At 50.6% G+C, this 18,189-nt stretch carries 16 protein-coding genes and 1 other RNA gene; 6 read left to right on the top strand and 11 right to left on the bottom strand.

Annotated features, from left to right (window positions below; all coding sequences use genetic code 11):
• Position 1 precedes the first annotated feature (1 nt).
• From mraY to rnpB, 8 genes are all read right to left on the bottom strand, one after another.
• Entirely contained in the window at positions 2 to 1,084 is a 1,083-nt protein-coding gene (mraY, locus tag ACFQ1C_RS02060) for a phospho-N-acetylmuramoyl-pentapeptide-transferase (RefSeq protein ID WP_379556873.1), read from the bottom strand.
• Positions 1,078 to 2,418: a UDP-N-acetylmuramoyl-tripeptide--D-alanyl-D-alanine ligase gene (locus ACFQ1C_RS02055; protein ID WP_379556872.1), complete on the bottom strand. Its 1,341-nt coding sequence runs from the start codon at positions 2,416 to 2,418 to the stop codon at positions 1,078 to 1,080. Before ACFQ1C_RS02055 ends, mraY begins: the two co-directional genes overlap by 7 nt.
• Positions 2,415 to 3,887 carry a UDP-N-acetylmuramoyl-L-alanyl-D-glutamate--2,6-diaminopimelate ligase gene (gene murE / locus ACFQ1C_RS02050; protein ID WP_379556871.1) on the bottom strand — a complete coding sequence of 491 codons (1,473 nt, stop codon included), beginning with the start codon at positions 3,885 to 3,887 and terminating at the stop codon, positions 2,415 to 2,417. Before murE ends, ACFQ1C_RS02055 begins: the two co-directional genes overlap by 4 nt.
• Positions 3,871 to 5,616: a penicillin-binding transpeptidase domain-containing protein gene (locus tag ACFQ1C_RS02045; RefSeq protein WP_379556870.1), complete on the bottom strand. Its 1,746-nt coding sequence runs from the start codon at positions 5,614 to 5,616 to the stop codon at positions 3,871 to 3,873. The genes murE and ACFQ1C_RS02045 overlap by 17 nt, the downstream gene beginning before the upstream one ends.
• Positions 5,613 to 5,927, bottom strand: coding sequence for a cell division protein FtsL (gene ftsL / locus ACFQ1C_RS02040; protein ID WP_379556869.1), 315 nt, complete (start codon positions 5,925 to 5,927; stop codon positions 5,613 to 5,615). The genes ACFQ1C_RS02045 and ftsL overlap by 4 nt, the downstream gene beginning before the upstream one ends.
• A complete protein-coding gene (rsmH, locus tag ACFQ1C_RS02035; RefSeq protein ID WP_379556868.1) occupies positions 5,924 to 6,868 on the bottom strand; it encodes a 16S rRNA (cytosine(1402)-N(4))-methyltransferase RsmH in 945 nt (314 codons plus the stop codon). Before rsmH ends, ftsL begins: the two co-directional genes overlap by 4 nt.
• A 1-nt stretch (position 6,869) precedes the next feature.
• Positions 6,870 to 7,328 (bottom strand): division/cell wall cluster transcriptional repressor MraZ, encoded by a 459-nt coding sequence (gene mraZ, locus ACFQ1C_RS02030; protein ID WP_379556867.1) that lies wholly within the window; start codon positions 7,326 to 7,328, stop codon positions 6,870 to 6,872.
• A gap of 307 nt (positions 7,329 to 7,635) precedes the next feature.
• An RNA gene (gene rnpB / locus ACFQ1C_RS02025) (RNase P RNA component class A) lies at positions 7,636 to 8,021 on the bottom strand.
• A gap of 267 nt (positions 8,022 to 8,288) precedes the next feature.
• Here rnpB and ACFQ1C_RS02020 point away from each other — a divergent pair.
• A complete protein-coding gene (locus ACFQ1C_RS02020) occupies positions 8,289 to 10,175 on the top strand; it encodes a methyl-accepting chemotaxis protein (protein WP_379556866.1) in 1,887 nt (628 codons plus the stop codon).
• Between the two features lie 113 nt (positions 10,176 to 10,288).
• On the opposite strand, the gene rsmI is transcribed toward ACFQ1C_RS02020, so the two are convergent.
• A complete protein-coding gene (rsmI, locus tag ACFQ1C_RS02015; protein WP_379556865.1) occupies positions 10,289 to 11,131 on the bottom strand; it encodes a 16S rRNA (cytidine(1402)-2'-O)-methyltransferase in 843 nt (280 codons plus the stop codon).
• 83 nt (positions 11,132 to 11,214) lie between these two features.
• Here rsmI and ACFQ1C_RS02010 point away from each other — a divergent pair, with 83 nt between their 5' ends.
• The 5 genes from ACFQ1C_RS02010 (at position 11,215) to ACFQ1C_RS01990 (ending at position 16,618) form a co-directional block, all read left to right on the top strand.
• Positions 11,215 to 13,068, top strand: a complete 1,854-nt coding sequence (locus tag ACFQ1C_RS02010) for a penicillin-binding protein activator (protein WP_379556864.1) — start codon at positions 11,215 to 11,217, stop codon at positions 13,066 to 13,068.
• Positions 12,998 to 13,399 carry a YraN family protein gene (locus ACFQ1C_RS02005; protein ID WP_379556863.1) on the top strand — a complete coding sequence of 134 codons (402 nt, stop codon included), beginning with the start codon at positions 12,998 to 13,000 and terminating at the stop codon, positions 13,397 to 13,399. Before ACFQ1C_RS02010 ends, ACFQ1C_RS02005 begins: the two co-directional genes overlap by 71 nt.
• A 9-nt stretch (positions 13,400 to 13,408) precedes the next feature.
• Positions 13,409 to 14,002, top strand: a complete 594-nt coding sequence (locus tag ACFQ1C_RS02000) for a D-sedoheptulose-7-phosphate isomerase (RefSeq protein ID WP_379556862.1) — start codon at positions 13,409 to 13,411, stop codon at positions 14,000 to 14,002.
• Entirely contained in the window at positions 14,002 to 14,580 is a 579-nt protein-coding gene (gene dolP, locus ACFQ1C_RS01995; protein ID WP_379556861.1) for a division/outer membrane stress-associated lipid-binding lipoprotein, read from the top strand. The genes ACFQ1C_RS02000 and dolP overlap by 1 nt, the downstream gene beginning before the upstream one ends.
• A 427-nt stretch (positions 14,581 to 15,007) precedes the next feature.
• Entirely contained in the window at positions 15,008 to 16,618 is a 1,611-nt protein-coding gene (locus ACFQ1C_RS01990) for a methyl-accepting chemotaxis protein (protein WP_379556860.1), read from the top strand.
• Between the two features lie 437 nt (positions 16,619 to 17,055).
• Here ACFQ1C_RS01990 and ACFQ1C_RS01985 read toward each other — a convergent pair whose 3' ends face one another.
• The gene (locus ACFQ1C_RS01985) at positions 17,056 to 17,502 is read right to left on the bottom strand and encodes a ClpXP protease specificity-enhancing factor (protein WP_379556859.1); all 447 of its coding nucleotides are present in this window, start codon (positions 17,500 to 17,502) and stop codon (positions 17,056 to 17,058) included.
• Positions 17,503 to 17,504: 2 nt separating this feature from the next.
• Positions 17,505 to 18,134, bottom strand: coding sequence for a stringent starvation protein SspA (gene sspA / locus ACFQ1C_RS01980; protein ID WP_379556858.1), 630 nt, complete (start codon positions 18,132 to 18,134; stop codon positions 17,505 to 17,507).
• Between the last annotated feature and the right edge of the window lie 55 nt (positions 18,135 to 18,189).

Raw genomic sequence — 18,189 nt, 5'->3', positions numbered from 1 at the left:
TTTATCTCACCTTCAGGGTAGCTAGGCCAATCAGCACCAGCATCAGGGTAATAATCCAAAAGCGCACGATTACGCGCGGCTCGGGCCAGCCTTTAAGCTCATAATGATGATGAATCGGGGCCATACGAAAAATTCGCTGCCCCCGCAACTTGTAGGAACCGACCTGCAAAATCACCGACAGGGTTTCTATCACGAAAATTCCGCCCATGATCACCAGCAAAAATTCTTGGCGAACCAATATCGCAATGGCGCCCAGTGCAGCACCCAGCGCCAAAGATCCGACATCGCCCATAAATACTTGGGCCGGATAGGTGTTAAACCATAAAAAACCTAAACCCGCGCCCACCATAGCCGTGCAGAACACGGTCAACTCACCCGCATGGGCGACATAAGGAATATGCAAATAGGCGGCAAAGTTAACGTTACCCGTCGCCCACGCCACCAAAGCAAAGCCGGCAGATACCATCACCACCGGCATAATAGCCAAGCCATCTAGGCCATCGGTGAGGTTAACCGCATTACTCGAGCCCACGATGACGAAGTAGCTGAGAATGATAAAAAATAGCCCCAGTTGCGGCATCACATCTTTAAAGAAAGGCACCACCAGTTGGGTTTGCGCGGGGTCTTGAGCAACCCAGTAAGCAAGCAGTGCGGTAACCAATGCCGCCGCCGATTGCCAAAAATACTTCCAGCGCGCCACTAAACCATCGGTGTTTTTACGGACCACTTTACGATAGTCATCCACGAAGCCAATGGCACCAAAAGCACCCAGCACAAATAGTACGATCCATACATAAGGGTTATCTAACCGCGCCCACAACAGCACGGTCACAAAAATGGAGATTATGATCATCAAGCCACCCATGGTCGGCGTGCCTGATTTACTAAGGTGAGACTCGGGTCCGTCGTTGCGCACTACTTGGCCAATTTGCAGCAGTTGCAAACGGCGGATCAACCGCGGCCCCAGCCATAAACACACGAACAAGCCGGTTAAAATAGAGATAACCGCCCTAAAGGTGAGGTAGGAAAACACGTTAAAAAAGCTGAAGTAAGGGGTCAGCAACTCCGCCAGCCACACTAGCATTGCGTTTCCTCCTGAATGGCTCTAACCACATCTTCCATTCGAGCACTGCGTGAACCCTTAATCAAAACCACAACCTTATTGTGTTGGGCCAGCGCTTTAAGCAGCGCCGGCTGTAATTGTTGTTTGTCCGCAAAATGCAGGCCTTGAGCCGCCGTTGCAGTATGTTTGCTGTCTTGACCTACTGTCATTACACAGTCGATACCCAGCTTTTTGGCATGCTCACCCACTTGGGTGTGCATCGTCTTGCTGTATTCTCCCAGCTCACCCATATCGCCAAACACGAAGATATGAAAACCAGGAAAGCTGGCCAAGGTATCCAGGCCCGCCAACACAGAAGCGACGCTGGCGTTATATGTATCATCCAGCACCGTCAACCCCGGTCGCGTCCATACCTGTAACCGTCCTGCAGACGACTTAAACTGACTCAAGCCGCTGGCAATATCGTCTAAACTCGCCCCCAGCGCCTCGGTGGCGGCAGCTGCAGCTAATGCATTCGATACATTATGTTTACCCGGCACCGGCAGCTGTATGGCCACCTCGCCTTGGGAAGTAAGCAGGCGAAACTGAGCGCAGCCCGACTTATCTAGAGTAATGTCACGCGCCCGGTAGTCTGTATGCTCGCCAAAATACACTAACTCATGCTGTTGTTTCCACAGCGCGCAAAACGGGCTATCGCCATTGGCAATAGCCACGCCACCCTCTACCAGGCCATGATAAATTTCGCCTTTCGCCTGCGCCACGCCTTCTAGTGAACCAAACCCCTCGAGGTGTGATGCCTCAACGTTGTTAATAAGCGCCACATCCGGTTGTGTCAGCGAGCTGGTCCAAGCAATTTCGCCCACATGATTGGCCCCCAGCTCAATGACCGCATATTCGGTATCGCGGGTTAGCTCGCATAGCGTTAATGGCACGCCGATTTCATTATTAAGATTGCCTTTAGTGGCCAGCACGGACCCTTTTTGGCGCAAGATAGCCGCCGCCATTTCTTTGACCGTGGTTTTGCCACAGCTACCGGTGATAGCCAATACCTTGGCCGAGCTAAGCTCACGCACCAAACCGCCCAACACGCCGAGGGCCAGTCGAGTATCCGCCACCTTAATTTGTGGTAAGTCCAGTTCCAACCAGCGCTCTACCAGTAAGGCTGTTGCGCCTTGTACTTGGGCGGCGTTTGCAAAGTCGTGGCCATCAAATCGTTCACCGCTGAGCGCTACAAATAGCCCACCGCCCGCCAATCGTTGGCGACTGTCGGTGGTCACGGCCATAATGCGGGTATCCTCGCCACGTAACTCGCCACCGGAGGCAAGGGCGAGTTGCTCAAGGTTGAGTGGGATCATCCGTTCGCTCCCAGCAATTGGGCGGCAGTTTCTCGGTCACTGTAATGCGTTTTGTTAGTACCCACTATCTGGTAGTCCTCGTGGCCTTTACCGGCCACTAAAATAATATCTGTCGCCGCCGCCTGCTCAATGGCATACGCCAGAGCCTCGGCTCTTTGATGAATAATTAAAGCGGTACTTGGCTCGCTTAAACCTTGGCGCATATCGTCAATAATGGCCGCCGCCGACTCGGTGCGCGGGTTGTCATCAGTTAAAATCACCACATCAGCACCCTGCTCGGCCGCCGCTGCCATTAATGGTCGCTTACCTTTATCTCGATCGCCGCCACAGCCGATTAAACACCACAAGCGCCCTTTGCAGTGCTGGCGCAAGGCTTGCAGCGCTTGCTCGAGCGCATCTGGAGTGTGGGCATAATCCACCACCACTAACGGCCGATTAGGCACACTAAACGTTTCCATGCGCCCCGCTACTCCCGACAGTTGTGGGGCCGTGGCTAACAGTTGTTCAAACGATTCGCCCAGCGCCAGCAAAGCCGCCATCGCCGCCAATACGTTAGACACATTGAAGCGCCCCATTAGGGGGGCGGATAATACACCATTTCCCCAGTCGGAGTTAATGGCCACTTTCAGGCCATCGCTATAAAAATGTACCGTTTCGGCAACTAATTGACGGCCAGCAAAGTCACTGAGTCGCCCGTGTAAGCTATAAGCAATGGCATGGGGATAGTGACTTAACCAACGACGACCCACAGGATCGTCGGCATTAATCACCCTAGCTTGCTCACATTGCTCAAATAATTGGCGTTTAATCTCACCGTACTCGGCCATAGTTCCGTGATAATCCAGATGATCTCGGCTGAGATTAGTAAACACCGCTACGTCAAAATTAAGCGCGGCTACTCGGTGCTGATGTAATCCATGAGAAGACACTTCCATAGCAATGCGTTTTGCGCCTGCGCGCTGCTGCAGCGCAAGTTGCTGTTGCACCTCTAGCGCCGAGCCCGTGGTATTGACGGCAAGCTGCAAGTCACCATAAAGACCATTGCCCAGTGTGCCCATGACGCCAGCTTGAGTGCCCAATAGGCAGCTCCAATTAGCAATTAACTGCGTAATGGTGCTTTTGCCGTTAGTGCCAGTCACGCCCACTAATTGCAGGTTGGCAGAAGCATCGCCGTAAAATACTCCCGCTAATCGAGACAGTTGTTCGCCAAGGCGGTATACACCCAGCAAACGGTGGTCTTGATAGTCGAGGCCGGCAAGCTCAGGGCTATCGACTTCATGCATTACCGCTGCCGCACCCGCGGCAAGTGCGGCATCAATAAACTGACGCCCGTCGGTGTTATAACCTTTGACGGCAATAAACAAGGCGCCGGGCGTCACGGCCCGGCTATCTAAGGTAAGGGAGTTAATGGCGATGGCCGGAGCCGATAGCCCCAAGGGCACGGCTAAATCTCTAAGTGTGAGGGACAATCTTTACCTCCTGACCAGCTAATTGGAATTGTTCTTGCTCAGCCCCATCGGGGCGAATATTCATCAGCTGCAAGGCGCCGCTCATCACTTCGGCAAACACCGGCGCCGAAACTTGACCCCCATAATACTTATCGCCCTGTGGCTCATTCATCACCACCACCATGGCTAAGCGCGGATTACTGATCGGCGCTACACCAGCAAAAATGCCCACATAATCATTACCGTAACCGCCTGCAATGGCCTTGCGTGAGGTACCAGTCTTGCCGCCTACGCGATAACCAGGTATCGCCGCATTACCGGCCGTACCGCCCGGCCCCACTACCGCTTCTAGCATATGCAAAACCGCATCAGCATGCTGTTTCGGAACCACTTGCTCGCCCCGGGGCATTTGATCTCGTTTGATAATGGTTAGCGGGTAACGCACGCCGCCATTTGCGATCACCGCGTAAGCTTGCGTCAGCTGTAGTGGCGTGACCGTCAAGCCATAACCAAAGGACAGGGTCGCTTTTTCAATCTCGGACCAGCGTCGACGTTGCGGCACCACGCCTGAACTTTCACCAACCAGCCCCATGCCCGAATCAATCCCCAAGCCAAATCGATACAGGGTATCAATCAGCTGTTCGGGCGTTTCTTGCAGCGCCATGCGCACCATGCCCATGTTAGACGAGCGCATGAGTATAGTTTGCACACTAATGGGCCCTAGGTTGCGGGTGTCTGATACTCGCTTGCCACCAAGGCGCATCCAACCTGGGCTGGTATCAACAATGGAGTCGGCGTTAACAACGCCATTTTCTAAGGCGCTGACCACGATCAACGGCTTGAGTGTCGAGCCGGGTTCATAGGTATCGGTTACGGCACGGTTACGGGCGCGAAAGCTTTGATACTGGCTGCGGTTATTGGGATTAAAGGAGGGGGTGTTAACCATGGCCAGCACTTCACCGGTTTTTACATCAAGCATCACTAAAGAGGCGGAAGTCGCTCTGTAATATTCACTTGCTCGCTTGAGAGAACGATAGGCTAAGGCCTGAAGTCGCTGATCGATGGTCAAGTGTATGTTGTTTGCCTGTCGCGCTTCGGAAACTACGCCGAGATCTTCAATAACACGGCCAGTTCTATCTTTACGCACCCGTCGCTCACCCGCTTGGGCTGTTAACCATTCGTTGTAACCCCGCTCTATGCCTTCAATGCCGTTGCCATCGATGTTGGTTAAACCCACCATATGAGCGTTAATTTCACCAGTGGGATAAAAACGACGCTCTTCAGGACGTAAGTGCACTCCGGGCAAGCGTAGCTTACGAATATATTCGGCTACCGCCGGCGTCACCTGTCGCTGTAAATACACGAAGCGTCGTTTGGGGTTTTCAACCCGCTTAACCAGCTTATCGCGGGGCTCGCCTAATACATCGGCTAACGCCTGCCAGGCTTGCTCTTTCTCGAGACTCAGCTCGGCATGCACTTGCTTAGGATCTGCCCACACCGCTTGCACTGGCACCGATACCGCGAGTTCCTCGCCGTGTCGGTCCATGATCATGCCGCGGTTAGTGCTAGAAACCGTGGTACGCAACGAGCGCATATCACCTTCCATGCGTAACCGATCCGGTGACACTACTTGTATCCAGGCAGCTCTTGCAAACAGGGCAACAAACGCCAATAAGATCACGCTGCATACCGTGACAAAACGCCAATTGGTCAGCATGGGTTCTTTTTTTGCCTGCTTGCGCCGTCTCATTGTTGTGTCACCAGTTTTTCTTGCGAAGGGGCGGGACGCTGCATACCCAGATTTTCTCGGGCAAGCGCTTCTATTCGGCTATGTTCCATCAAGGTATTTTGCTCTAATAACAGATGTCGCCACTCAATATCGAGTCGGTCCTGCTCGGCCATTAACTCGTTGTACTCGCTAGTAAACTGCCGTGTACCCTGAGTAATAACAATAACGGCCAAAGCCGAACTCACCGTAAATAGGGTAAGTAACAGGTGCCATTTATACCGCAATAAGTCTTGACCAATCTCTTTGGCCAGATTAATACGCGTCGCTCTCACCTTGGTGTGTCCAGTCGCTCAGCTACTCGTAGCACCGAACTGCGAGACCGTGGATTAACTTCAACTTCAGCCGTCGACGGCTTTTGTGCTTTACCAATGCTTTTTAACAGTCGGCCACCGGACAACTGGGCTTCAGTTAATGGCAAGCCAGGCGGAAACTCTGGGCCTTTTTCTTGTTTGCGAATAAAGCGTTTAACAATGCGGTCTTCCAGTGAGTGAAAACTGATCACAGACAAGCGGCCACCAGTCGCCAATACATCTAAGGCACCATCTAATGCCTGCTCAATTTCGTCTAACTCGCCGTTAACATGGATGCGAATGGCTTGAAAGCTACGGGTAGCAGCGTGTTTGTGTTTATCTTTGCTGGGGCTGACTCGGGCTATCATCTGGGCCAAAGCACGGGTGCGAGTATACGGTTCGGTGGCTCGGTCAAATACAATGGCACGGGCAATTTTGCGGGCAAACTTTTCTTCGCCGTAGTTTTTTAGTACCCAGCTAATATCGTCCTCAGACGCCTGCGCCAGCCAATCAGCGGCACTTTGGCCGCAGGTGGTGTCCATGCGCATATCGAGGGGGCCGTCTTTTTGAAAGCTAAAACCGCGTTCAGCTTCATCTAACTGCGGAGAAGACACGCCTAAATCGAGTAACACACCATCAATCTTTCCGGACAACCCAAGCTCAGCCATCATCTCGGCTAAGCGAGAGAAAGGGCCGTGTAAGATTTGAAATCGGGGATCGTCAATAGTGGCAGCTTCAGCAATGGCTTGCGGGTCGCGGTCGATGGCTAATAAACGGCCATTGGGGCCTAATTGCGACAAAATATGACGAGAATGACCGCCGCGCCCAAAAGTACCATCGACATAAATGCCGTCTGGCTGAATGTTCAAGCCGTTAACTGCTTCATGTAGCAGTACTGTGATGTGTGCCTGTTGTTGACTCATGTTATAACGCGAAATCCCGCAGTCGTTCCGATAATTCCCAGTCTTCTCGAGGAAGTGCCTGCAAATCATCGCTAATTTGTTGTTGCCAGCGCGACTCATCCCATATTTCGAATTTATTGAGTTGCCCCACTAGCATGATTTTTTTATTGAGCCCGGCATGTTGTCTAAGCGGGCTCGGCACTAATACTCGCCCCTGAGCATCTAACTCACATTCAGTGGCATGTCCGAGTAATACTCGTTGCAAGCGCCGTTCTTGCGGCTGCGTACTGGATAATGCACGCAACTTTTTTTCTATGAGTTCCCATTCATTAAGCGGATAAAGCAATAAGCAGGGCTCAAAAATATCGATGGTACACACCAGCAGCCCGTCGCTTTCATCGCGAAACTTATCTCGAAATCGAGTCGGTATGGCCAATCTGCCCTTGCTATCTAGGCTGATGGCATGCGCACCACGCAGCATTATGAGTCCTTAATCGCTAGTTTGTTCCACAAAAAACCACTTTTTCCCACTTCGCTAGAGTGTAAGTAGCGAGCACTCGCTTTTCAAGCTCGCAAGTTAGAAAAAATAAACAAGGAGGGGAACAAAGCGGTAAGCCGTCAGCTTTCAGCGATCAGCTTAGGAACATCAAAAGCGGGCCGATCTTTAACTTACTGCTCTGCTATTTTTCTGACAGCCGAAAGCTTACCGCTGACAGCTTTCTTGTAACGCTTGGCGCTACTTTGTATCGCCCAATAAAAAACGCAGCCGAGGCTGCGTTTTTTTAAATGGTGGGAGTTGGCCTTATAAGCCGGGTTTTGTATCGAGCAAGCTCGATTAGTAATCATTCCTCTAGGCCAGCAATCGCTCACTGGCTCAAGCAACCTACCCGCCTCCAGCGCGGGCCGCGCCCATGGAGGCCTATTTGGTCTTGCTCCGGGTGGAGTTTACCGTGCCACGAACTGTTGCCAGACGCGCGGTGCGCTCTTACCGCACCCTTTCACCCTTACCTGTGCTCTTACGAGCCATCGGCGGTTTACTCTCTGCTGCACTGGTCGTGAGCTCGCGCTCCCCAGGCGTTACCTGGCACCCTGCCCTATGGAGCCCGGACTTTCCTCCCCTCTGTCCGTCTGCCCGAAGGCACAACGACAAAGCAGCGATTACCCAGCCAACTCCGGCGCGGATTATATCCCAGTCACGGGTACGACACCAGCATAATTGTGGCCCAGTCTATTTATCCCTCTATCTGTGCTGTTGGATAAATAGTGATTGTCTAATACCTGAGCATTACCCCATGTCGGTATAATAAAAGTGCCCGAGATCTCTTTTTAATGATTTATCTATCGATTCCTCTAGTAGTCATTTGGGTTATCCTACGTCGCTCTCTATGATGGCCGTAGAAAACTAGGAATTCACACTAATAGTATTAAGGAAGATAAATCGATGAAGATCGCGCGAAAAGTAGGTTTGACGGCAGCCGTCGTGCTATTTCTGGCTATGGGGACGCTGTCATTGCTGCAGGTCAGCCAAGTGCGAACAGGCCTAATGGAGCAAACTCGCTCCAACATCAATGATACCAGCGATACCCTCGTCCATCAGATAGAAAGCTGGCTAAACGGCAAGCTACAATTGATCGATCTGACTGCCGAGCAGCTAGACCGCTCTTTCAGCGAAGCACAGATTAACCAGGCCTTTGCCGGCAAAGTGCTGCATGAACAGTTCGACTCCATGTTCGGTGGCCTAGAAGCCACCAATGGCCGCGCCATCACTAACGATGCCAGTTGGGATCCGCCGGCTGACTGGGATGCTCGTCAGCGCTCTTGGTATCCTCAGGCAAGAGCGGCCTCGAAGGCGGTTCTTACCGAACCTTATGTAGTAGCCAGTAGCGGTGAAATGATGATCTCTGCCGTAGCAAAACTCAGTAGTTCTGGCACTTTTCGGGGCGCCTTTGGTGGCGATATTAACCTCGGAGTAGTTGCCGACACCCTCAACACTCTCGACTTTAATCAAGCCGGCCATGCGTTCTTACTCACCCAAGATGGCACCATTGTTTCGCACCCAAATTCTGAGTACAACGGCCAGTCTTTCACTACCTTATTCAACGGTAACTCACCAGCACTAGAGCATAATCTGGTAGAGGTACGGGGCGAGGACCGTGACTTGCTGGTGTCCTTCACTCCGCTCAATAACTTGGTCGGCATGAACTGGTATGTGGGCGTAGTACTCGACAAAAGCATCGTCATGAGCGAAATCAACGGGCTAAGCTGGCGAGCAGCCATCGGCACCCTGATTGGCGTCGCGCTAAGCCTGTTATTACTTGGTACCCTCGTCAGTCATCTGTTACGACCTCTGGAAAATTTGCATCGCTCGCTCAACGAGATCAACCAAGGTGGAGGCGATCTTACTCAACGCCTACCAGCAAAGGGCAATGATGAAATCACCTTGGTCGAACGTGAGTTCAATCATCTGCTGCAGAACCTGCAGACCCTGATCGGTGACGTCAAGGGTAGCTCAGTGCAAGTCAAACAAAGCGCATCACACACCACCAATGAGGCCGATCAAGCCGCCAGTCGGCTACAACAACAGCAACTGGAACTAGATCAATTGGCCACCGCCATGCAGGAAATGACGGTAACCGCAGAAGAAGTGGCCCACCATGCCCAAAGCGCCGCTCAAGCTGCAGCTGCGGCGAGCCAAGAAACTGACGACGGTGTGAGAGTGGTTTCCAGTTCCACCGCAGCCATCAAACGACTGGCCGATGACATGGACGACACCAGCTTAGCCGTCAATGAGCTAGCCAGACTGAGCGATCAAATTGAGTCCATTCTTTCGGTTATCACCAGCATCGCCGAACAGACCAATCTGTTAGCACTCAATGCCGCCATCGAAGCGGCTCGAGCAGGGGAGTCGGGTAGGGGCTTTGCCGTGGTAGCCGACGAAGTACGATCATTAGCATCACGCACACAGCAGTCTACTCAAGAGATCCGTCAGATGATTGACCAACTGCAAAATGGCGTCAGGCAGGCCGAAACTCGCATAATCCAGAGCCGGGATAACGCCAGCCAGACAGCTGAGGAAGCGGGAGCCGCCAATGACATGCTCCAGCGTATTCGCGAGGCGATCGGCCGTATCAACGATATGAACCTACAGATAGCCACCGCCGCCGAGCAACAAAGCACCACCAGCGAGGAGATTAACCGCAATACGACCAATATTCGCGACCTTAGCTACGCGGTAGCCGATGGAGCCCGACTGCAGGTAGAACAATGCACCGTAATGGAGCAGCAGGTGGAGCAACAAGAACTATTACTGGGTCAATTCAGAGTCTGATGGTTGTTCGATGACGGTATAAACGACAAAGCGGGTTCCATGGTGGAACCCGCTCACTCTCAGCTATCTTGATCGACTCGAGAAGCCATCACGGCAAACTCTTAACAGCAGACTTACAATCCCGCCTCGAGCCCATATTTATAGAGGGCATTTTTCTTAGAATCGTGGATCTCCGCGGTAAGCGCCGCCGCTTTCTTTAATGGTAGCTCGGTACAAAGTAGCGTGAGGGTACGCAGCACATTGGCCGAGAGTTCGTCTTCACTAGTGGAACGATACCCCGCCACCATCAGCACTATTTCACCACGGCTACGGTTACTGTCCGCCTGCAGCCACGCCAGCATCTGCGCGGCGGGTAAGCTATGAATAGTCTCAAAAGTCTTTGTTATCTCCCGAGCCACTACTATTTGACGATCATCACCCAATACTTGCACCAGTGCGGCTACACTGTCTAACAAGCGACGGGGCGATTCATAAAAGATTAAGGTGCGCGGTTCATCTTTTAAATAAGTGATTTTATCGAGTCGCGCTTTTTCTTTGGCAGGCAAAAAACCTTCAAAGGCAAAGCGATCGGTCGGTAAGCCTGCCGCAGACAATGCAGTAATAGCGGCACAGGGACCTGGAATGGCAATTACCTGTATACCCGCATCACGACAGCTATTGACTAAGTGATAACCAGGGTCGCTAATTAACGGTGTGCCTGCATCCGAGACTAATGCCACACTTTGGCCATCTAATAACCGTTTAACCAACTGCTCAGATTTATACTGCTCATTATGGTCATGCAACGCCCACGTTGAGGTATTAATTTGGTAATGAGATAGCAGTTTCGCCGTATGGCGGGTATCTTCACAAGCTATTAGATCAACCTGCTGTAGTATGTCCAGTGCACGCTGACTGATATCATTCAGGTTGCCGATAGGGGTGGGCACAATATAAAGTGCAGCCACTTGGCTCATAGGAACTCCTGTGTAAACAATTGTTTCACCGTCATCACCCTATTACACTAGGGACAAGATGACACAGCTTGGGATTAAAGGGATTGGCAACACAACTTCAACGCAATAGTGTAACACGGCTACTCTGCACTCTGGTGCTTTCATCCATGCTGTTCGCCTGTGGCACAGGTACCATGCAGCGTACGTTGCCTGATGCAACACCCAGCATGTTCAGCACCCTAGACAGATCCGCTGAGCAGTATTTGCAACTGGCACAAAACGCTAAAAAAACGGATGCCTTTAACTGGCAGGTATTAACGGTTCGCGCTTGGTTACAGCAAGATAATGTAATAGCCGCCAAAAATCAGTTAATGCAGTTACGTAACAATGCGACGCCGGCACAACAGCCCATATTAGCGATATTAGAAGCTCAAATGGCGATGACGACGGGACATCATGCGCTAGCTGAACAGCAATTAGCAGCCATTAATGTTGAGTCGCTGGATGCCAATGTCGCCAGTTATTATTTTCAGTTACAAGCCGAGAGGCTCAAGCTGCAAGGCAAGCCTATTCTTGCGGCACAAATGCTCATCAACCGCGATCAGTTGCTAGCAGGCCCAGGGCAACAAGTAAATCAACAGCAAATTCATGATCTATTGAGCAATCAGCCTGCGGCGGACTTACGCCACGCGTTAGATACCAATAACAGTGAGTTAACGAACGGCTGGTTGCGATTGATGGCCATTTTAAATGCCAGCAACACCGCCCCAGACCAACGTAATTGGCAGTTACATTCGTGGTACAAGAGCTACCCTGCTCACCCAGCCTCTCGCTACCTGCCGGAGGGGATGGATAGTGATTCCACACTTAAGCTTGAAGCATTTCAGGCGCGCCACATCGCGGTGTTATTGCCGTTAAGCGGCAAGCTATCACAGCAGGCTGATGCTATCCGCAATGGTATTTTGAGTGCTCATCAGGGACAGTCTTCTCAGCTCAGCTTTTTTGATACTAATGGCCACGATATGTTGAGCTTATATCAGCAGATTCAGCAAGCTGGGGCCGATTTTATTCTAGGCCCCTTGCTGAAGGAAAACCTAGCGACTTTAGCTAACCTTGATTCGGCAATCCCCCAACTTGCTCTGAATATGCCGGCGCAGCAGTCTAACTTGCCTCATCGCTATTACTTCTCGCTGTCCCCTGAAGCTGAAGCGGCTGAAGCGGCGATGCATATGTGGGATCAGGGTCATCGCCAACCACTGGTGTTTGCCCCCAATAACGAGCTGGGCCGTCGCGTCACCGCCGAGTTCAATGCCCGCTGGCAGCAACAGAGTGGCCAGGCAGCCCGAGTGGCTTATTTTAGTAATAAAAATGCCATAGAGGGCGATGTACGCCGCGCACTCAACAGCAAGCCAAGTTCAGTAGCCTCTGGGGTCATTCTGCCGGTAGATAACGATAATCGATCTCCTGTAGCGGGCCCCATCGACTCGGTATATATGGCTTCTAACGCCACCGAAACGCGCTTTATCTTGCCTTATTTTGACTTTGTAAGAGATAGCCGCAGCAAACGGCTGCCCACTTATGTAACCTCTCGCAGCTATATTCCCGGTGGCGAATCGCCAATGAGTGAACTTAATGACTTACAACTGGCTGATATGCCGTGGTTGTTTGGCAGTGCGCCTCAGCTGATGGACGAAGTGGAACGTTTATGGCCAGCAAGTAGTGCCACTTGGTTACGTTTGTTTGCCTTGGGCTATGATGCACATGTGTTAATACCACAGCTTACCGACTTGCGTATGGGCTCAGCCGCTGTGCCGGGGCTGACCGGCGAACTCAGCATAACAGAGCAAGGCGTAGTACAGCGTCGACTGCAATGGATGGAGTATAGCGATGGCGACTGGCAGCAACACCTCGAAGCACCTCAAGAACTCGACGAGCGAGAGTTCCTCGCCCAGCCGTAATAAAGGTGACCAATTTGAACGGCGTGCCGAGCAATATCTGCTTGCTCAAGGGTTACAGCTGCAGATGCGTAACTATCTATGCAAGTTGGGTGAAATTGACTTAATTATGAGTGTCGGCAACACCTTGGTTTTTGTGGAAGTGCGTTATCGAAAAAATAACCACTTTGGGGGCGCTGCCGCTTCAGTTACTCCAGCTAAACAGCAGAAACTGCGCCGAGCCGCCCACTGTTATTTACAATCAAAAGGGCTGAATGAATCACTGCAGTCCTGCCGATTCGATTTGGTCGCCTGTGAAGGAACTGACATTCACTGGATCTCTAACGCTTTTTAAGGAAAGTCCATGCAGGATGAAATAAAAGCCAGCTTTACCGAAAGTATTCAAACCAAAATAGCCGCCGCCGAGGCGCTGCCTGACGATATTTTAGCCGCGGCGCAAATGATGGTAATGTGCCTGCTTAACGGCAATAAAATGCTGGTGTGTGGCAACGGTGGCTCTAATGCCTTGGCACAACTATTTGTAAGTGAATTGATTAATCGTTACGAAACCGAACGCCCTGCACTGCCCGCTATTTGTCTGACGCTAGATACCTGCAGTATCAGTGCTATCGCCGTTGATCAGCACTTTGATGAAGCCTACGCCCGTCAAATTCGCGCCCTAGGTCAAGAAGGCGATGTATTAGTGGTGATCTCTACTAGCGGTAACAGCCGGAACTTGATTAAAGCGGCAGAAGCCGCCCTGAGTCGTGATATGACCATCGTCGCCTTAAGCGGTGGTGATGGCGGTGAGCTTGCTGGCTTACTTGGCCCCAGCGACGTAGAAATTCGCGTACCGGCGCTACGTTCTCCGCGTATTCACGAGGTCAACTTACTCACCTTGCATTGCTTGTGTGACCTTATCGACCGCACTTTATTCCCACAAGAGGAAGATGAATAATGAAATCTCGCTATTTAATTGTGTTGGCCTCTGCATTACTACTACAAGGATGTGCTGGCGTTATGCTAGCCGGCGCCGGTACAGGTATTGGATCGGTAACCGATCGCAGAACTGTAGGCACCCAGCTTAGCGATCAAACCATTGATATGCGCGCCACTCATCGCCTAGGCGACACCAAGCCATTGTGGAATGACAGCCGCTTAGTCGTAATCACCACCAATGGCAAAAGCCTGCTAATTGGCCAAGCACCTACTGAACAATATCGCCAACAAGCAGAAGATGTGGTTAAAGGTGTACCTGGCGTTACTGAAGTGTTTAATGAAGTGCGCTTAACTCAGCCTCTTGATATCACTGCTCGCAGCCAAGACAGCTGGCTAACCTCTAAAGTAAAAAGCACATTACTGGCAGAAAAAAACCTTGATGGCACCAAAATTAAGGTAGTTACAGAAAACAGTGAAGTGTTTTTAATTGGTTTAGTTACCCAGAAAGAAGCCGACATTGCGGTAAATCTCGCTCGTAATATCAATGGTGTAAAACGGGTGATCACTGTGTTTGAATTGATACAAGCTGCACCTTAAGCTCCGTTAAGTGTAAAGAGTTAATGATGAAAGGGAAAACACCAAACTTTCAGACACTGTTTCCCCTTACATCTTATTGTTTTACGCTTTACGCAACATCATTAACACACACCCAGTTTACCGATTGGGGGTAGTCCTCATGCTTTCCGATTTATGGCGTACAGCCTATTGCTTTGTTTTCGTTTCACCTCGCACATTTCTCCTCCACCAGCTGAATAACTATTGATATAGACGATAGTTCACTCCATTATTAACACTGCACACAAATAACAGTATCTTTGTAAACAACTTCTCATTACTGGTTTAAGACAGAGAAGTTAATTGTCGATTGCCTCTCAAAAGAAGCACGCAACTGAATACGTTTTACTCGCCGTATCGCTTTTGGCCTGAAATATAAAAGTATAAGAAAATACATGGAGTTTTCTTGATGACACCTCAGACACCACTCACCGGCACGGAATGCACTATTAGCAAAGATGGTGTACTGATCTCCAGTACCGATCTCAAAGGCAACGTGACTTACTGCAATGAGCAGCTTTACGCATTTTCTGGCTATGCTGAGGCAGATATTATAGGTCAACTGCAAATGCATTTAGGGGCAGGTGGCGTGCCCTCCTCTGTCTTTTCCGAACTTTATAGCTCTCTGCAGGCAGGACAGGCTTATGTGGCTATCCTTAAAAATCGCTGCCACAACGGTGACCATTATTGGGCAGATGTATATTTTACCCCTAAGTATCATAACGGCCAGTTGGCCGGGATTGACTCTATTCGCACCCAGCCGAGTGCCGAGTGTGTCGCCCGAGCAAAAAAAATCTATCCGCAGCTGACCGCCTCAAAAGAAACAGCCAAAAAAGGCGAAAATAGTAAGCCACAGCGCCGTAAGTTATGGGCAAACCTTGGGCTACACAACAAACTCAACTGTGCAATAACGCTGTTATTAGGCGGTGTTTTTTCGGGATTAACAGTGCTCATACCCGAACAACCATGGCCGCTGATTGTCGGGTTTGCCGTTACCGTCGTGGGCACTTGGCTGAGCACTAGGTACCTCACTGCGGGACTACGAAACTTAGAACATCGTTCGAAAGCGGTGATTGATAATAAATTAGCCACGCTAATTTATACTGGCCGACAAGATGAAATTGGCCAACTGCAACTCACTATTCAAGTGCTACAAGCCAAACTAAAAACCGCACTGGGTCGAGTAGGCGATGCCGCCGATGAATTAGTCACTCAGGCCAGCCAAGCGGAACTTGCTAGTCGCTCTACTCAGAGTGAAATAAGCCGCCAAGAAGCAGAAATCGATCAAATAGCCACCGCCATGGATGAGATGACGTCAACGGTTGCCGAAATTGCGCGTAATACTACAGATGCTTCAAGCAGCGCGAATGAAGCCAATCAAGTCGCGGCTACCGGTCGCCGTAACGTGCATAACACCAGCCAGAAAATTGCCGCCTTGGCCAGTAACGTACAAAACACGACGCAAATTATTAAAACTTTAGAAAAAGACAGCGATGAAATTAGCGCCGTGTTGACTATTATTCGCAACATTGCCGAGCAGACCAACTTGCTAGCATTAAATGCGGCTATTGAAGCGGCCCGCGCCGGTGAACAAGGCCGAGGGTTTGCTGTAGTGGCTGGTGAAGTGCGTAGCCTAGCGGGCCGTACTCAAGGCTCTATTGGTGATATTGAACAGACCATAGAACGCTTGCAAAGTACCACTCGTCAGGCGGTAGCAGCCATGACCGAAAGTGCTATTTTAGCATCACAAGGGGTGGAGCAGACCCACACATCGGAAGAGTCGCTGGACGAAATCACCCAGCAGATTGGTACCATCAATGATCTGAATATGATGATTGCCAGTGCTGCTGAGCAACAGTCTAGTGTGTCTAATGAAATCACGGAAAAGGTACATCAGATCAGTCTCTCCGCCGAAAGCACCTCGGGTTACGCCCAAAATAACATGCAAACCAGCTACAAAATGGCCGAACTCACTCAACAGCTAAGAAACATTATTAACAGTTTTAGTGCGCGAAAATAATACCAATCTAAGTAAAAATCTGATCTAGTTTAAAATCGGATACGAGAGGAAACAGAGTCAGCTCCCACGACACGCCATAAACCCATCCCTGGGGGCTCAGGAAATGCCATCCCTGGCATTGTCACGGTCGTGGGAGCCGATCTCTGTTGCCTCTCCTTAAGCTCTGAGCTGTCTGTAAAGCGCACCAACAGGCGACCTCGCAGCCTAGGGACGGATAAAGAGATCGGCTCCACCGACCATCACATAACAGGGATGTTATGTGTTTGAGCGTCACACGGATGTGCTTGCAGCGGGTCGGTGGAGTTGACTCTTTGTTCGGCTTTTATACAAACAAAAATAGATCAGTTAGTTTTCCAGATTGGTATAACTGCGCTAGGCGCTGTATGTGATCCATAAAAAAAACGCAGCCAGTTGGCTGCGTTTTTTATTGCTTGCTGTTACTTCACTACCCGTAAGTTGGGCTTGCCCTTCTTGGGAGCGGGAGGATCATCTTCCGGCTCCGGCTCGATGGCTGTACTCTCACCTGCCTCCGAGGCATCAAGAGTGGCCAGCCACTCCTCATAGGCAGGCTCAGGCGGAAAAAAGGTGCCAGCACCATTTTCTCGCGCCTGAACCGACACCACCGCCGCCATAGGTACATAAACCTGAAATGGTGAACCACCAAAACGCGCGCTGAAGCTTACTGCGTCGTTATCCATTTGCAGGCCGACAACCGCTTGTGGTGCAATATTCAGCACTATTTGGCCATCTTTTACATACTGTTGCGGCACCAAAGTATGGGGCAGTCCGGCATTAACCAGCAGATGTGGTGTGAGCTCGTTGTCTAATAGCCACTCATAAAAGGCACGCAATAAATAAGGACGGCTTGGTGTCAGATTATCCATAATTAAATCTTACCACCGATATCACGCTCGGCTTCAGTCATGGAAGCCTGATATGACTCTCGCTCAAATAAGCGGATCATATAGCCTTTAAGCTCTTTAGCACCTTTGCCAGACAGCTCGATGCCCAATGATGGCAAACGCCATAACAAAGGAGCCATGTAGCAATCAACCAAAGTGAACTCTTCACTCATAAAGTAAGGGTATTCAGCAAACACTGGCGCTACCGCCAACAAAGCTTCGCGTAACTCTTTGCGGGCTTCATCTGCTTTTTCGTTACGTTGAATACGGGTCACTAAAGAGTACCAGTCTTGTTTGATGCGATGCATCATCAAGCGACTGTTACCGCGAGCGACCGGATAAACCGGCATCAGCGGTGGATGAGGAAAACGCTCATCCAAATATTCCATAATGATGTCTGATTCATACAGCACTAGCTCTCGGTCGACCAAAGTCGGCAGAGTACCGTAAGCATTCAGCTCCAGCATTTCTTCGGGTAGATCATTAAGCTCTACCTGACTGATTTCAACACTAACGCCTTTTTCAGCCAGCACAATACGTACTTGGTGGCTGTAAATATCATGGGCGCCAGAAAACAGCGTCATGATGGAGCGTTTATTAGCCGCAACTGCCATGAAATCCTCCACAAATCATAAATAGGAACGGCAATGGAAGCATTTTGCCCCATTG

It is taken from the genome of Oceanisphaera ostreae (assembly GCF_042676125.1).
In the GTDB taxonomy this organism is placed as follows: Bacteria; Pseudomonadota; Gammaproteobacteria; order Enterobacterales; family Aeromonadaceae; genus Oceanimonas; species Oceanimonas ostreae.
The sequence above is the reverse complement of the archived record's forward strand: the minus strand, read 5'-3'. Positions and strand labels throughout refer to the sequence as shown.

Bases quoted from the DNA above. Each gene is read 5' to 3' on its own strand.
- mraY (WP_379556873.1), bottom strand. From the start codon at position 1,084: ATGCTAGTGTGGCTGGCGGAGTTGCTGACCCCTTACTTCAGCTTTTTT.
- ACFQ1C_RS02055 (WP_379556872.1), bottom strand. From the start codon at position 2,418: ATGATCCCACTCAACCTTGAGCAACTCGCCCTTGCCTCCGGTGGCGAG.
- ACFQ1C_RS02045 (WP_379556870.1), bottom strand. From the start codon at position 5,616: ATGAGACGGCGCAAGCAGGCAAAAAAAGAACCCATGCTGACCAATTGG.
- rsmH (WP_379556868.1), bottom strand. From the start codon at position 6,868: ATGAGTCAACAACAGGCACACATCACAGTACTGCTACATGAAGCAGTT.
- mraZ (WP_379556867.1), bottom strand. From the start codon at position 7,328: ATGCTGCGTGGTGCGCATGCCATCAGCCTAGATAGCAAGGGCAGATTG.
- ACFQ1C_RS02020 (WP_379556866.1), top strand. From the start codon at position 8,289: ATGAAGATCGCGCGAAAAGTAGGTTTGACGGCAGCCGTCGTGCTATTT.
- rsmI (WP_379556865.1), bottom strand. From the start codon at position 11,131: ATGAGCCAAGTGGCTGCACTTTATATTGTGCCCACCCCTATCGGCAAC.
- ACFQ1C_RS02005 (WP_379556863.1), top strand. From the start codon at position 12,998: ATGGCGACTGGCAGCAACACCTCGAAGCACCTCAAGAACTCGACGAGC.
- ACFQ1C_RS02000 (WP_379556862.1), top strand. From the start codon at position 13,409: ATGCAGGATGAAATAAAAGCCAGCTTTACCGAAAGTATTCAAACCAAA.
- dolP (WP_379556861.1), top strand. From the start codon at position 14,002: ATGAAATCTCGCTATTTAATTGTGTTGGCCTCTGCATTACTACTACAA.
- ACFQ1C_RS01990 (WP_379556860.1), top strand. From the start codon at position 15,008: ATGACACCTCAGACACCACTCACCGGCACGGAATGCACTATTAGCAAA.
- ACFQ1C_RS01985 (WP_379556859.1), bottom strand. From the start codon at position 17,502: ATGGATAATCTGACACCAAGCCGTCCTTATTTATTGCGTGCCTTTTAT.
- sspA (WP_379556858.1), bottom strand. From the start codon at position 18,134: ATGGCAGTTGCGGCTAATAAACGCTCCATCATGACGCTGTTTTCTGGC.